Source organism: Terrabacter terrae (genome assembly GCF_039529575.1).
Classification (GTDB): Bacteria; Actinomycetota; Actinomycetes; order Actinomycetales; family Dermatophilaceae; genus Terrabacter; species Terrabacter terrae.
In genome coordinates, this window is sequence record NZ_BAAANB010000021.1 from 1,484,313 (window position 1) to 1,499,041 (window position 14,729).

Below are 14,729 nucleotides of genomic sequence, written 5' to 3' on the forward strand. Positions count from 1 at the left end.
GTGCGAGGCGGCTGCGGCCGGACTGGCGGGGTCTAGAACCAGGCCTCGAGGGTCGTCGCCCGGTGCTCGAGGACATCGACCGGCTTCTTGCCGCAGGACTCGGGGCGTGCGAGCCCGACCGGCTTGCGCGTGACGTGGACACGCCACCGGCGGCCGTCGGCGTGGGTCACGATCACCTGGGAGCCGTCGTCGACCGGCTCGGGCTCACTCGCCCAGAGCGCGGCCAGGCGAGTCTCGCCCGTCTCCACGCGGATGTGGGACTCGGCGCACTGCGACGCCCCGGGCACCGCCGAACGGCCGCGGTCGTGGATCGGCCCGAACAGCTCGAGGGGCAGCCGTCCCGTCTCGCTCGCCGCGAGCACCGACTCGCAGGCGTGGTCGTCGAGCCGTGCGAGGGTCTGGCCCCAGGGCAGAAGCACCGCCGTCGGCGCGAACCGGTGGCCACCCGTGTGCGAGACCTCCCACACCCGCCCGGGCGCGACGCGGGCGGCGTGCGCGGCGAGTGGCCGTCCGCGGACCGCGCAGCACACGTCGCGTCGTCCGTTGGTGCACACGAGCAGGGCGGGCTCGGCCGGCTGGGACCCGAGCAGGGACGCCTGGACCAGCGAGCGGCTGCCGCGGGCGAGGGCGCCCCAGTCCAGGCCGAGCAGGTCGCCGACGTCCGCGACCAGGGCGGAGAGGAGCCAGGCCTCTGTCGGGCGCGCCCCCGCGAACGCGACGAGCACGTGCCGCGGGCCGGCCTTGGCCGGGTGCCCGCCCGGGCGTCGGATGAGCATGAACCGCCCGCCGGCACGGCTGGTCCGGGCGTCCAGCTCGGCGCCGAGCTCGCGGTCGAGGCTGGACTCGCGGGCGGCGTCACGACCCCAGGGGCCCGGCTGTTCGACGGCGACGAAGAAACGAGCGACCGCAGCCGTGCCGTAGGCGCTGGTCGCGTCCCGGTCCCACTGCACGGAGCAGGCGTCGGACGAGGGGGTGCCGTGACCGACGGTCGCCGGGTGGACCCCTTGCTCGGACGCGTCCCCGGCATCGGACGAGGACGACGTCGAGCCACGGGAGACGTCGGCAGCAGCCGCGGCTGAAGCTGCGTCGAGCTCCTCGACGATCTCGGCCGTGCCGGCGGTGTCGACGGTGCTGGCGGTGTCGACGGTGCTGGCGGTGTCGACGCTCTCGGCCGCCTCCGCCGTGGTGGCCGCATCTGGTGCGGAGCCCGACGCGCCCAGGACCTCTTTGAGCGAGCCGACGACGTCGGCCGCCTTCGCCGACGCCGCCGCAGCGGCCGTCGCCACGACTCGCCGGGCAGCGTTGCCGCCGGGGTCGGCGCCGCTGTCGGCGCCCGTCCCTGCACCGGCATCTGAACCCCGTTCTGCACCGCGGTCCGCGGTGGCCTCACTTTCCACGCCGTCGTCCGCGCCGCCGCCCGCGCCGTCGCCGACGTGGTCGCCCGTGGTGTCCTCCGTGGAGCCGCTCACGCGCTGCCGCCGTCGTCCGGCGTGGCGCCACCGGGGCCGTCGTCCGCCCCTCCGACAGCCTCGACCGACGCGTCCTGCGTCTGCGGCGGTGGTCCCGCGACGTGGGCGATCACGGTCGTCGTGGGCAGACCCGACCCGTCGCGGCGGCCGTCGGCCGCCGGCAGCTCGATGGCGACGCCGTTGGCCGCGGCGGCCCGGGCCGGCGTGTTGCCCGCGAAGGCGAGGACAAGCGTGTCCTCGCCCTTGAGCAGGCGGTGGCAGCGCACGCCTCCGGTGGCGCGCCCCTTGGCGGGGTACTCGGCATACGGCGTGACCTTGAGCGAGCCGCCCTGCGTACCCGGCAGCGCGCCGGAGGAGCCGGCGGACGTCACGACGACGGCCTCGCGGGCCGGGTCGACGATGCCAAAGAAGGTCACGCGGGCCCCCGCGCCGAGCTTGATGCCGGCCATGCCGCCGGCGCTGCGGCCCTGCGGCCGCACCGTCCCGGCGCGGAACCGCAGCAACTGGGCGTCGCTCGTCACGAAGACGAGGTCGAGGTCGTCACGGTCGGCCACGCCGGCGCCGACGACGCGGTCCCCGTCCTTGAGCCCGATGAGGCCCCAGTCGTTGCTCTTCGGCGCGTCGGGGGTCACGCGCTTGACCACACCGCCGGCGGTGCCGAGGGCCACGACAGGCGCCGTCTCGCCGATCGGGACGATCGTGATGGGCTCCTCGCCCTTGCCGAGGTCGACGTACGCCGCGAGCGGGGCGCCGCCCGACAGCGTCGGTGCGCCGTTGGTCGGGGGCAGGGTGGGCAGGTCGAGCGCCGAGAGCCGCACCATGCGCCCGGCGGAGGTCACGAGGCCGAACTCACCACGGGCGCTGGTCAGCACCGCGCCGATGACGACGTCGTGCTTGGAGCGCGAGCCATCCGCCGAGACGGGGTCGGCCGTGCCGGTGCGCGCCAGCAGACCAGTCGATGAGAGCAGGACCCAGCACGGGTCGTCGGCGACCTCGAGCGGCGAGGTGGCCGACGCGGCCGCGCTCGCACCGGAGCTCTCGAGCAGCACCGTGCGGCGCGGCGTGCCGTGCGCCTTGGCCACCTCCGACAGCTCGGTGGAGACGAGCTTCATCAGCAGCTTCTCGTTCTCGAGCAGGGCCCGCAGCTCCTCGATGGCGCGCTCGAGCTCGCCCTTCTCGTTCTCCAGCTCGAGCCGTGAGAACTTGGTCAACCGGCGCAGCTGCAGATCGAGGATGTAGGTCGCCTGGACCTCGGAGAGGTCGAACACGTCCATCAGCCGTCCGCGCGCGGTGGCGGCGTCGTCGGAGGAACGGATGACCTGGATGACCTCGTCGATGTCGAGGATCGCGATGAGCAGGCCCTCGACGAGGTGCAGGCGTTCCTCGCGCTTGGCGAGGCGGTGGGCGGTGCGCCGGCGCACGACGTCGGTGCGGAAGTCGACGTAGACGCGCAGCAGCTCCTTCAGGCCCATCGTGCGCGGCTGGCCCTCGACGAGCGCGACGTTGTTGATGCCGAAGTTCTCCTCCATCGGCGTCAGCTTGTAGAGCTGCTCGAGGACCGCGTCGGGGTTGAAGCCGTTCTTGACCTCGATGACGAGGCGCAGCCCGTGCTGTCGGTCGGAGAGGTCCTTGAGGTCGGCGATGCCCTGCAGCTTCTTGCCCTGGACGAGGTCCTTGACCTTGTCGATGACCTTCTCGGGGCCGACGAGGTAGGGCAGCTCCGTGACGACGATGCCCTTGCGCCGCGGCGTGATGGACTCGATCCGCGCGGTGGCACGGGTGCGGAAGCTGCCGCGCCCGGTCAGGTAGGCGTCGCGGATGCCCTCGAGCCCGACGATCTTGCCACCGCACGGCAGGTCGGGCCCGGGCACGAACTTCATGAGGTCCTCGAGCGAGCACGAGGGGTTGGCGATGAGGTGCCGGGCCGCGCCGATGACCTCGACCAGGTTGTGCGGCGGCATGTTGGTGGCCATGCCGACGGCGATGCCCGAGGCGCCGTTGACGAGCAGGTTGGGGTAGGCCGCGGGCAGCACGCCGGGCTGGAACTGGGTGTCGTCGTAGTTGGGGACGAAGTCGACGGTGTCCTCGTCGAGGCCGCCGACCATGAGCAGCGCCGCGTCGGCCATCCGCGCCTCGGTGTACCGAGCGGCCGCCGGCCCGTCGTCGAGCGAGCCGAAGTTGCCGTGGCCGTCGATGAGCGGCAGGCGCAGCGTGAACGGCTGGGCCATGCGCACGAGCGCGTCGTAGATCGCCTGGTCGCCGTGGGGGTGGTACTTGCCCATCACCTCGCCGACGACGCGCTGGCTCTTGACGTGGCCGCGGTCGGGCCTCAGGCCCAGCTCGTTGGCGCCGTAGAGGATCCGCCGCTGGACGGGCTTCAGGCCGTCGCGGGCGTCGGGCAGGGCGCGGCTGTAGATGACGCTGTAGGAGTACTCGAGGAAGGCGTTCTGCATCTCCTCCTCGACGTCGATCCCGACGATCTTCTCCTCGAAGTCCTCAGGGGGAGGCGGGGTGGTCGTTCGACGGGCCATGCCGGCTGGTGCTCCTTGCGGCTGAGCGGGTGGGCGCCCCATCATCCCGCAGGCCGCTCACGCCTCGTCACCTGCCACGCCGAAACGGCCCCAGTGGGCGACCTCGTGGCCCGTCCGGCGGTGCCGGCGCAGGCTCGGGCTCTTCGGCCCCGGGACGGCGTACCCGATGGAGACGACGCCGACGATGGTGCGGCTGGCAGGGATCCCGAACGCGTCGTGGACGGCCGCGTGCCGCTCCGGCGGGACGCCGAAGAAGAGGCTGCCGAGCCCCTCGTCGGTGGCCGTCAGGAGGATCAGCAGGGAGGCCATGCCGGTGTCGACGTCCCAGTAGGGGACCGGCCAGCGCGCCTCGTCGCGGTCGCTCCAGCCCTTGTCGGGCGCCGCGTAGCGGTCGAGGTAGGCGTCCTTGTGCGAGAGGCACAGCACGAGCACCGGGGCAGCACGTATGCCGTCCAGCCAGGGGTCGCTCGTCCCGCCGGGCTCCGTCGTGGCTGCCCAGAAGGCCTCCCGCTCGGCCTCCGTCGTGAGCACGAGGAAGTCCCAGCCCTGGCTGAAGCCGGCGCTCGGGGAACGCACCGCGTTGTCGAGGCAGCGCTCGACGACCTCGCGCGGCACCGGTCGTTCGGGGTCGTAGCGGCGGACCATGCGGCGGGCGCGGACGACCTCGGTGAACTCCATGCGACCACCCTGCCACCGGCGGGGGACGGGAGCCGGGACGTGGCACCATGAGCGCATGGAGCGCGGCGAGCCCAGCGACGACACCGACGTGATGGAGCGCGTCGCCGCGCGATCGGCCGGGGCACCCGTCGAGTGGGAGGCCGACGTCGTCCTGCGCGACGGCACCGTGGCGCACGTGCGGCCCATCACGCCCGACGACGCGGACGGCATACGCCAGTTCCACAGCCGGCAGTCGGCGGAGTCGATCTACCTGCGCTTCTTCGCACCGCTGCGCGAGCTGAGCGAGCGCGACATCCACCGGTTCACGCACGTCGACCACCACGACCGGGTGGCTCTCGTGGCGACGCTCGACGGCGAGATCATCGGGATCGGGCGCTACGACCGGATCGACCCCACCTCGGCCGAGGTCGCCTTCAACATCTCCGACCACTACCAGGGCAAGGGCATCGGCTCCGTCATGCTCGAGCACCTCGCCGCGATCGCGCAGGAGCTCGGGATCAACCGGTTCGTGGCCGAGGTGCTGCCCCAGAACCGCAAGATGCTCACCGTCTTCAAGGAGGCGGGCTACGAGGTCAAGCACCACATCGAGGACGGCGTCGTCGAGGTCTCCTTCGACATCTCGCCGACCGAGAAGAGCAAGGCCGTCCAGCTCTCGCGGGAGCACCGCGCCGAGTCCCGGAGCATGCGCACGATCCTCTTCCCGGAGCGTGTCGCGATCATCGGCGCCAGCCGGCGCGAGGAGTCGATCGGCGCGCTCGTGATGCGCAACATCCTCGCCGCCGGCTACCAAGGGCAGCTCTACCCGATCCACCGCGAGGCCGAGCACATCCAGGGCGTGCGCGCCTACCCGAGCATCCACGACGTCCCCGCGCCCGTCGACCTCGCGATCATCGTCGTGCCCGCGGCGCAGGCCCTCGACGTGGTCAAGGACTGTGGCAAGGCCGGGGTCAGGGCGCTGCTCGTGATGTCGGCCGGCTTCGCCGAGGCGGGGGAGGAGGGCGTGCGCCTGCAGGAGAAGCTGCGCCGCCGGGTGCGGCGCGCCGGCATGCGGATCGTCGGGCCCAACAGCTTCGGCCTGGTCAACAGCGACCCCTCGGTACGGCTCAACGCGACGCTCGCGTCGGTCATCCCCGGACCCGGGCGGCTCGGCCTCTTCGCCCAGAGCGGCGCCCTCGGGGTCGCCGTCCTCGCCTCGGCCGCCCGGCGCGGTCTCGGCATCTCGGTCTTCGCCTCGGCCGGCAACCGCGTCGACGTCTCCGGCAACGACCTCATGCAGTACTGGATCGACGACCAGGAGACCGACACCGTCGGCCTCTACCTCGAGTCGATGGGCAACCCGCGCAAGTTCTCGCGGATCGCGCGGCACCTCGCCACGGTCAAGCCGGTCATCGTCGTCAGCTCCGGCGTGTCGAGCTTCGCCGCCCCGCCCGGGCACCGCACCCGGGTGACCAACGTGCCGCCGCAGGCGTTCCGCGCGCTGCTGCGCCAGGCGGGCGTCATCCGGGTCGAGAACGTCCACCAGCTCTTCGACGTCGCCCAGCTGACGCTCCACCAGCCGCTGCCCCGGGGCGACCGGGTGGCCATCGTCGGCAACTCCGACGCGCTCGGTGCCCTCAGCGCGAGCGCGTGCCTCAGCTGGCGGCTGAGGGTGACCCACGGCCCCGTGTCGCTGCCGCCGCAGGCGTCGGCCGAGGAGTTCGCGGCCGCCCTCGACGCCGCCTTCGCCGACCCCGACGTGGACAGCGTCGTCGCCGCCTTCATCCCGCCCCTCGTCACCCAGGACGAGGAGGTCCACGCCGCGGTGCGCGAGGTCGTCGCGCACCACGAGAAGCCGTGTGTCGCCACGTTCCTCGGTATGCGTGGGGTCGGGGACGGCCTGTCCTACGAGCAGGGCGGCGTGCGGAGGTCGGTGCCCGCGTACTCCATGCCCGAGGACGGCATCCGCGCCCTCAACGCCGTCACCCGGTATGCGTTGTGGCGCCAGCGTGACCGCGGCACCCCGGTCTCCCCGGTGGGCATCGACCGCCTCCGCGCCGAGTCGTTCATCGAGGCCTGCCTCGCCGGCAGCCCGCAGGGGCGCGCGCTGACGCGGGAGGAGGCGCGCGAGCTGCTCGGGGCCTACGGCATACGCGTGTGGCCGGCGGTCGAGGTCGTCGGCGTCGACGAGGCGGTGGCCGCCGCGGACGAGCTGACCTACCCCGTGATCCTCAAGTCGACGTCACCGGTCGTACGCCACCAGCCCGGTCTCGTGGGCGTGCGCGGCGACCTCGTGGACGCCGAGGCCGTCCGCGACGCCCACGCGTCGCTGACCCAACGGCTCGGCCCGCTCGGCGCCGACCGGTTCGTCGTGCAGCGGATGGCGGTGCCGGGCGTCTCGTGCGTCATCCGCGCCACCGAGGACCCCCTCTTCGGCCCCGTCGTCAGTTTCTCGGTGGCGGGCCCGCCCACCGAGCTGCTCGGGGACGTCGCGCACCGCATCCCGCCGCTGACCGACGTCGACGTCACCGACCTCATCGACGGCGTCAAGGCTGCGCCGCTGCTGAGCGGCCACCGCGGGTCCGCGCCGGTGCATCGTGCGGCGCTCGCCGACCTCATCGCCCGCCTCTCGGTGCTCGCCGACAACCACCCCGAGCTCGCGTCGGTGGAGCTCAACCCGGTCAACGCGTGGACGGGCGGGGTCGACGTGCTCGGCGCCGAGGTCGTCGTGCGACCGGCGCTCGTGCGCAAGGACCCCGGTCGTCGCCGCATGACCTGAGCGGACGCCTGCTGTGGGTGGCTGGCCGGAGCGCGTCGGTGCGAGTGCAAGGATGGTGGCATGCGAAGCGCCACCCCGGGCACCGGCCGAACCCTTCCCGACGACCTCACCGAGGCGATCACCCGCGCCGGCTACTACCCCTCACTCGTGTGCGACGTCGTCGAGTCGGCCGTCGCGGACGACGAGGTCGTGGCGCACCTCGTGCACCAGGAGACGACCTTCGACCACGAGACGGTGCGCCGGCACGTCACCGTTCTCGTCGTCACGCCGCTGCGCCTCGTCATCGCCCACGCCGACGACCATGCCGAGTCCGAGGACAAGCTGATGGCCACGGCGACCACCGAGACGGTGCCGCTCGCGGCCGTGCGCGGCGTGATGCTGACGCACGTCGTGGCGCAGCCCGACTCGTTCTCGCCCGGCACGCACGGCCGCGACCTCACGCTGACGCTCGGGTGGGGGGCCGTCAGCCGCCTCGACATGATCCCGGCCCAGTGCGGCGACCCCGACTGCACCGCCGACCACGGCTTCGAGGGCACCATCGCCTCCGACGACATCTCCCTCCGCATCAGCTCGGCCGCCGACGGCGAGGACGCCGTCGGTCGCGCCATGCACTTCGCCCGGGTGCTCTCCGCGAGCATCGGCACCGGCACCGCCCGCTGACCCGACCGTGAGCACCGAACCTGCCGACGGGACGCCCGGCCCCACCGACTGGTCCGCGGGCACGCTCGCGTCAGTGCTGCCGTCGGTTGCCGACCGGCTCGGCGTGCAGCGGTATGCCGGCCGCGACGTCTTCGGGCTGCCTGCCGCCCCGCGCACGGTCGTCGTGCTCGTGGACGGCCTCGGCTACGACCTGCTGCGCCAGCGGAGCGGCCACGCGCCGTTCCTGCGCAGCCTGCTGCCGACGGCGAGCCGGGTCCCGTGCGGGTTCCCGACGACGACGGCGACCTCGATGGGGACCTTCGGCACGGGCCTGCCGCCGGGTGCCCACGGCCTCGTGGGGATGCAGGTCCTCGACCCGGCCACCGACCGGTTGCTCAACGAGCTGTCGTGGGAGGACGGGCCCGACGCGCGTGCCTGGCAGCCCAACGAGACGGTGTTCGAGGCCGCCGAGAACGCCGGCGTGTCGGTGACCATGGTGGGACCGCACTACTTCGACGGGTCCGGGCTGACGACGGCGGCCCTCCGGGGCGGCCGGTTCCGTGCCGGCCGGTCGCTCGACGACCGGGTCGATGCCGCCGTCGCAGCGGTGCGGGCCACCCGACGCTCGCTGGTGTACCTCTACTGGGGTGACGTCGACAAGGTCGGCCACGTGCACGGCTGCCAGTCCTGGCAGTGGGGCGACGAGGTCGAGGCCGTCGACGCGGCGCTGCGCCAGCTGGCCGCTCGGGTGCCGGACGACACCTCCGTCGTCGTGACGGCCGACCACGGCATGACCGACGTCCCCTTCGAGGACCGCGTCGACCTCGTGGGTGAGCCGGCCCTGATGGCGGGCGTGCGTCACCTCGGCGGAGAGCCGCGCAACCTGCAGCTCTACACCGAGCCCGGTGCGACACGCGACGTCGAGACGGCGTGGACCGCGCGCTTCGGCGAGCGCATCCGGGTGCTCACGCGCGAGCAGGTGGTCGACGAGGGCTGGATCGGCCCCGTCCGACCCGGTGTCGAGGCACGAGTCGGCGACCTCGTCGTCGTCACCGCTGGGTCCTTCGCCGTGGTGCACTCGGGCCTGATGCGCCCCGAGGTGGTGGCCCTGCTCGGTCTGCACGGCTCCACGAGCGACGCGGAACTCGCCGTGCCGGTGGTCGTGGTGCCACCGCATCGCGACGCCTAGGGTGGTGCCTCGTGGCTGAGCTCGTCTTCTTCTCCGGGACCATGGACTGCGGCAAGTCGACCCTGGCCCTGCAGATGAACCACAACCACGGTGCCCGCGGCCGCGTGGGCCTCATCTTCACCAAGATGGACCGGGCCGGCACCAACGTCCTCAGCTCGCGCCTGGGCCTGTCGACCGGTGCCCTGGAGGTCCGTGACGACCTCGACTTCTGGGACGCGATCGTCGACCGCGCCACCGCCGGCACCCGCATCGACTACCTCATCTGCGACGAGGCGCAGTTCTACACCTGCGACCAGGTGGAGCAGCTGGCCCGGATCGTCGACGAGATGGACGTCGACGTCTTCGCCTTCGGCATCACGGCGGACTTCCGCACGGAGCTCTTCCCCGGCAGCAAGCGGCTCATCGAGCTCGCCGACAAGGTGCAGGTGCTCCAGGTCGAGGCGCTGTGCTGGTGCGGCCGACGCGCCACCACCAACGCGCGCGTCATGGACGGGCTCATGGTGGTCGAGGGTGAGCAGGTCGTCGTCGGTGACACCAACCCGGGCAGCTCGGGCCTCGTCGAGTACGAGGTGCTGTGCCGGCGCCACTACATGCGCCGGATGACCTCGCACGCCGCGCGCGCCGCCGCCGTCTCGCCGGAGGTCCTGCCCTTCGACCTCGACGTCTGCCCGGTTCCGCCGCCGCTCCCGATCACCCAGGCCGACTGATCCGGCCGCCGCGCCGGCCGGACTGCGGGTGATCGCAACGATCCCGCCGCGGCGCACAGCGCGTATGCCGTCGGCCGAGGTGGGTGTTGCGGGCTCAGTCGTTCTTGCGGCCGAACATGATGTCGTCCCAGCTCGGTACGCTGGGGCGGCCGGACTTGCGGGCCGGGGGAGCGGGGCGGGGTGCGGGCTTGGGCGCCGAGGCGGACGGGCGCTGCTCCACCACGTCGTAGCCCTCGTCGTCGCGGTCGCTGCGGTTGCCGCGCGCGCCGCGGTCCTGCGTCGAGCCGTCCCTCCTGGACGTGCTCTGGGTGCCGGGAGCTCCTCGATCGGCAGCCCTGCGCCTCTCGTCGCCCTCGTGCACCACCCGCGATGACGGTCGTGACCCCTCGCGTCGACGCGCGGCCGGACGCAGCGGCCGCTCCGGCACCACGGGCTCGCTCGTCGCCTCGGCTGCATGCGAAGCCTCGACGCCATCGGCGACCGCAGGGTCACCGGCGTCATCGGTGTCATCGGCTCCGACGGACGTCTCGAGCTCGTGCTCGTGAGTGTCCTCCGGCTCGGTCTCCTCGAGCTCTTCGCGTTCCGTGGAGTCCGCGAGCTCCCGGCAGTCTGGGGATCCGTCGGAGGACCCGGCCGAGCGGGTCTCCTCGAAGGCGTCGGTTCCCTCGAGGTCCGAACGGGTGTCGAGGGACGTGTCGAGCGTGTCGTGGGCGGTGGTGGCACCGTCCGTGTCGGCCTCGTCAGTGGGGCGCGCCTCGTCGCCGGTGGCCCGCCGGGTCGACTCGTCGTCCGTGACCTCGGTCGGCACGTTGCGTGCCTGGCGCACCGGCTGGGTAGGCTCGGTGCGGCGGGCCTTGCGCCGTGCGGCATCGACGCCGACCCGATCGGCCATCGACCCGGTCTTGATGACCTGCGGGTCGTCCTCCGGGTGCGTGTGGGCGGGCGGTGGGAGCTCGTCGCGGGGGTCGCGCGCGAGCTCCTCCAGCGGCAGGGCCTCCTCGGGGGCCTCGTCGAGACCGGGCACCTCTGCCGACTTCGGCCGACGTCGGCGCCCGCGCTGGGAGCTGCGCTCGCGGATGGCGGCCATGAGGTCGACGGTCTCGCCCTCGCGCCGACGCGTCGCCGAGGCGCCGACCCCGCCCTCGGCCTCCACGTCGTAGACGCGGCTGGGACGGGTGGACGCCGTCAGGTGCGGTGCCGGGATGGGGCCGGGTGCCTGCTGGTCCTCGTCCTCGCTGAGCCACCGCGCCTCGTCGTCGACGGGGGAGACGGTGCGGGCCAGCGGGTCGAACTGCCACAGTGCCTCGCGCCGGCGGCCGCCGGCGTTGAAGAGCAGCACGATAGTCCAGGCCCCCTTGTCGGCGCGGCGTGAGTCCCACTCGGCGCTGCCCGCGTCGATCTCACGGGCGCGCAGGCGCTCGGCGACCCTGGCGTCCAGGGTCGGGGCCGACCCGTGCGAACCGCCGCGGGGACGGAGCCTGACCTGGCGGGCCAGGCCCGCGACGTGCTCGCGCTCGGCGAGGATCGGTCCTTCGTACCGGTGGACCTTCTCGACCGTCCACCCGGCGCGGTCGGCGACGTCCTCAGCCGTCATGCCGGCGCGGATCATGGCCTGGACGTCCTTGGGGCGCAGGCCACCGGACGTCTCGACCTGGAGCTGCCCGAGCCGCGGGCGGTCGCGCCGCGCGGCTGCGCGCAGCGCGTCGTCGAGGGGGACGGAGTAGCGGTTGCCCTCGTCGTCGGCCAGCAGCAGGTGCAGTCCGTCCTCGTGGACGCCGACGAGCCTGAGGTGCTGCATGCGTGGGTCTCCCGGTGGCGAGTCTGCGGGTCGTGCCGTACTGGTTGGTGCGCGTTCACGCGGGCACGAGGGCCTGCGATCCCGTTGGCGGGAGGTGGGTCCGGTGTGCCGTGCAGTCGAGCATGCCACCGGCCGGGGCGCGCACCCAAGCGACCACGCCGCACGGGTAGCGTTTGCCCTGGCATGCCTACCTCCTTCGCGTCCGCGCAGCTCGCCCTCGACCTCGTCGGCGTGTTCGTCTTCGCGCTGTCCGGTGGGCTGGTCGCCGTCAAGAAGCGGTTCGACCTGTTCGGGGTCCTCGTCCTGGCCTGTGCCGCTGCCCTCGGCGGCGGCATCCTGCGCGACCTGCTGATCGGTGACGTGCCACCCGTCGGGATCAGCGACTGGCGCCTCCTCACGGCGGCCGCCCTGGGCGGCCTCGTCACCTTCGTCTACCACCCCGGCGTCGAGCGGATCACCCGCTTCGTGCGGGTGCTCGACGCGGCCGGTCTCGGCGCCTTCGCAGTCGCCGGCAGCCTCAAGGCCGTGACGACGCTCGGGGTGTCCCCGATCGCCTCCGTCCTGGTCGGGGTCCTCACCGCGGTGGGTGGCGGCGTCGTGCGCGACCTGCTCGCAGGCCAGGTGCCCGAGGTGCTGCGACGCGAGCTGTATGCCGTGCCCGCCATGCTGGGCGCGGTCCTCGTCGTCGTCGCCGCCCAGCTCGGCTCCCTGCAGGACTGGGTGCTGTGGACCGCTGCGGGCCTGGTCTTCGCGCTGCGCCTGCTCGCGGTGCGTCTCGACCTCAACGCCCCGACTCCCTTGCGCTCCAGCGTCACGTGACACCGGGACCGAGCCGGATCCCGACACCCGAGCCCGTTCTGAACACCAGTCCATCCACCGAGTCCAGCCACCCAGTCCATCCACCCAGTCCATCCACCGAGGCGGAGACATGACACCTGAAGCAGCTTCGACCCCCGAGCCGTCGCCGTCCCCGCTCGCGCCCTACGACGCCGTGCTGCTGCTCGGCTTCGGTGGTCCCGAAGGTCCCGAGGAGGTCATGCCGTTCCTGCGCCGGGTCACGGCGGGCCGCGGCATCCCGGACGAGCGCCTCGAGGCGGTGGGGGAGCACTACCACCACTTCGGCGGACGCAGCCCGATCAACGACCAGAACCGGGCGCTCATCGCGGCACTGCGCGCCGAGCTCGACTCCCGGGACATCGACACCCCGATCGTCTGGGGCAACCGCAACAGCGAGCCCTTCATCGACGAGGCGCTGCGCGAGAGCCACGCCGCCGGCCACCGCCGTCTGGTCGCGCTCACGACGAGCGCCTACTCGTCCTACTCCTCCTGCCGGCAGTACCGCGAGAACCTCGCCGACGCCGTCGCGACGGTCGCCGAGGAGGGCATCGCGGTCGATATCGACAAGGTGGCGCAGTACGCCCCGCGCCCCGGCTTCGGCGAGGCGAACCTCGGCGAGCTCGTGCGCGCCCTTCGCGCCCTCGACGGGGCACCGGACCAGGAGCTCGCGCTCCTCTTCGTCACCCACTCCATCCCGGACGCCATGGACGACACGTCGGGCCCGGGTGACGGTGAGGGCAACCTCTACCAGCGTCAGCACCTCGCGCTGGCCGCACGCCTGACGCAGGAGGCCAACCGCATCCTGGGCCGTGACCTCACCGGCGAGCTCGTCTTCTGCTCCCGCTCGGGCCCGCCCAGCCAGCCGTGGCTCGAGCCCGACGTCAACGACCGCATGCGCGAGCTCGCAGCGGCCGGCACACGCACGGTGGTGACGGCGCCCATCGGATTCGTCAGCGACCACATGGAGGTCGTCTACGACCTCGACACGGAGGCCCAGGAGACGGCGGACGACCTCGGGCTCACGCACGTGCGCGTGCCCACCGTCGGCACGGACACCGTCTTCGTGCGCGACCTCGTCGACGCGCTGCTCGAGCGCGCGGCCGAGGCGCGGGGAGAGGCCGTGCCGCAGTTCGAGGGTCGGATGCCCTCGGTGTGTGCGCCGGGCTGCTGCCCCAACCTGCGCCAGGCGCGTCCGGCCCTGTGCGGGAGGGACTGAGATGGCGCGGGAACCCCGGGCCGTCCCCGCACTCCCCGAGGGGGTGACCGTCGCCGATCTCGAGCGGCTCTGCGTCTCCTTCGCCACCGAGGCTGCGCGCTTCATCCGTGACGAGCGTCCGCCGAGGGTGGGCGTCTCGGCGACGAAGTCCAGCGAGACCGACGTCGTCACGGTCATGGACCGCCGGTCCGAGGAGCTGCTGCACGCCCTGATCCAGCAGTCGCGTCCCGACGACGGCATCCTCGGCGAGGAGGGCGCCGACGTCGCCGGCACGTCCGGCCTCACCTGGGTCGTCGACCCCATCGACGGCACCGTCAACTACCTCTACGAGGTCCCCGCGTATGCCGTGTCGGTCGCGGTCGTCGTCGGCGACCCCCACACGCACGGGGCCTGGTTCCCGGTGGCGGGGGCCGTGGCCGACCCGTCGCTGCGGCTGGTGCACCACGCGGGGCGCGGAACCGGCGCGTGGACCACGCCCGAGGACCCCTCAGGCGGCGTCGCACCGGCGCGGCTGGCGGTCTCGGAGGAGGACCGCCTGGCGCGCACACTGCTGGCCACCGGCTTCGGCTACGCCTCCGAGGTGCGGGCGAGGCAGGCGGAGGTCATGCTGCGGGTCCTGCCGCTCGTGCGCGACATCCGGCGCATCGGCAGCGCCGGCCCTCGACCTCGTCCGCGTGGCCGAGGGATCCGTCGACGCGTACGCCGAGTCGGGACTCAACGCCTGGGACCTCGCGGCCGGCTGGCTGATCGTCGAGGAGGCCGGCGGCGTGGTCGTGGGGGAGCGCCCCGACGGTCCGCCCGGCACCATGCTCACCGTCGCTGCGGGGCACGCCCTCGTGGAGCAGGTCCGCACCCTGTTCGTGCCACGGGCGGACGCCGCACCCGAACCGGACTGACCCGTCCGCAGCCA

At 73.1% G+C, this 14,729-nt stretch carries 11 protein-coding genes and 1 pseudogene; 8 read left to right on the forward strand and 4 right to left on the reverse strand.

Features of this window, described 5'->3' with window-relative positions:
- Positions 1 to 32: 32 nt before the first annotated feature.
- Genes ABD194_RS17155 through ABD194_RS17165 form a run of 3 tightly spaced genes read right to left on the reverse strand, consistent with a single transcriptional unit; the run spans position 33 to position 4,678 of the window.
- Positions 33 to 1,469 carry a ferredoxin family protein gene (locus ABD194_RS17155; RefSeq protein WP_343993588.1) on the reverse strand — a complete coding sequence of 479 codons (1,437 nt, stop codon included), beginning with the start codon at positions 1,467 to 1,469 and terminating at the stop codon, positions 33 to 35.
- The gene (locus ABD194_RS17160; RefSeq protein ID WP_343993590.1) at positions 1,466 to 4,000 is read right to left on the reverse strand and encodes a DNA gyrase/topoisomerase IV subunit A; all 2,535 of its coding nucleotides are present in this window, start codon (positions 3,998 to 4,000) and stop codon (positions 1,466 to 1,468) included. Before ABD194_RS17160 ends, ABD194_RS17155 begins: the two co-directional genes overlap by 4 nt.
- A gap of 57 nt (positions 4,001 to 4,057) precedes the next feature.
- Positions 4,058 to 4,678 (reverse strand): nitroreductase family protein, encoded by a 621-nt coding sequence (locus tag ABD194_RS17165; protein ID WP_343993592.1) that lies wholly within the window; start codon positions 4,676 to 4,678, stop codon positions 4,058 to 4,060.
- Positions 4,679 to 4,733: 55 nt separating this feature from the next.
- Here ABD194_RS17165 and ABD194_RS17170 point away from each other — a divergent pair, with 55 nt between their 5' ends.
- From ABD194_RS17170 to ABD194_RS17185, 4 genes are read left to right on the forward strand one after another with little or no spacing between them, the layout of a single operon-like run.
- On the forward strand, positions 4,734 to 7,433 hold the full coding sequence (locus tag ABD194_RS17170; protein ID WP_343993594.1) for a bifunctional acetate--CoA ligase family protein/GNAT family N-acetyltransferase: 2,700 nt from the start codon (positions 4,734 to 4,736) through the stop codon (positions 7,431 to 7,433).
- Positions 7,434 to 7,493: 60 nt separating this feature from the next.
- Complete coding sequence (locus ABD194_RS17175; protein WP_343993596.1) at positions 7,494 to 8,093, forward strand: DUF5998 family protein; 600 nt, start codon at positions 7,494 to 7,496, stop codon at positions 8,091 to 8,093.
- A gap of 7 nt (positions 8,094 to 8,100) precedes the next feature.
- The gene (locus ABD194_RS17180) at positions 8,101 to 9,261 is read left to right on the forward strand and encodes an alkaline phosphatase family protein (protein ID WP_343993598.1); all 1,161 of its coding nucleotides are present in this window, start codon (positions 8,101 to 8,103) and stop codon (positions 9,259 to 9,261) included.
- A gap of 11 nt (positions 9,262 to 9,272) precedes the next feature.
- Entirely contained in the window at positions 9,273 to 9,968 is a 696-nt protein-coding gene (locus tag ABD194_RS17185; protein ID WP_343993600.1) for a thymidine kinase, read from the forward strand.
- A 94-nt stretch (positions 9,969 to 10,062) separates the two neighbouring features.
- Here the strand turns inward: ABD194_RS17185 and sepH are convergent, their stop codons facing one another.
- Positions 10,063 to 11,766 carry a septation protein SepH gene (gene sepH / locus ABD194_RS17190; RefSeq protein ID WP_343993602.1) on the reverse strand — a complete coding sequence of 568 codons (1,704 nt, stop codon included), beginning with the start codon at positions 11,764 to 11,766 and terminating at the stop codon, positions 10,063 to 10,065.
- Positions 11,767 to 11,949: 183 nt separating this feature from the next.
- Between sepH and ABD194_RS17195 the strand changes: the two genes are divergently transcribed.
- The 4 genes and pseudogenes from ABD194_RS17195 (at position 11,950) to ABD194_RS17210 (ending at position 14,715) form a co-directional block, all read left to right on the forward strand.
- On the forward strand, positions 11,950 to 12,585 hold the full coding sequence (locus tag ABD194_RS17195; RefSeq protein ID WP_343993604.1) for a trimeric intracellular cation channel family protein: 636 nt from the start codon (positions 11,950 to 11,952) through the stop codon (positions 12,583 to 12,585).
- A 109-nt stretch (positions 12,586 to 12,694) separates the two neighbouring features.
- On the forward strand, positions 12,695 to 13,819 hold the full coding sequence (locus ABD194_RS17200) for a ferrochelatase (protein ID WP_343993606.1): 1,125 nt from the start codon (positions 12,695 to 12,697) through the stop codon (positions 13,817 to 13,819).
- A gap of 1 nt (position 13,820) precedes the next feature.
- Positions 13,821 to 14,408, forward strand: a pseudogene (locus tag ABD194_RS17205) (inositol monophosphatase family protein); the annotation flags it as partial.
- A gap of 85 nt (positions 14,409 to 14,493) precedes the next feature.
- Positions 14,494 to 14,715, forward strand: coding sequence for an inositol monophosphatase family protein (locus tag ABD194_RS17210; protein ID WP_343993608.1), 222 nt, complete (start codon positions 14,494 to 14,496; stop codon positions 14,713 to 14,715).
- Positions 14,716 to 14,729 lie beyond the last annotated feature (14 nt).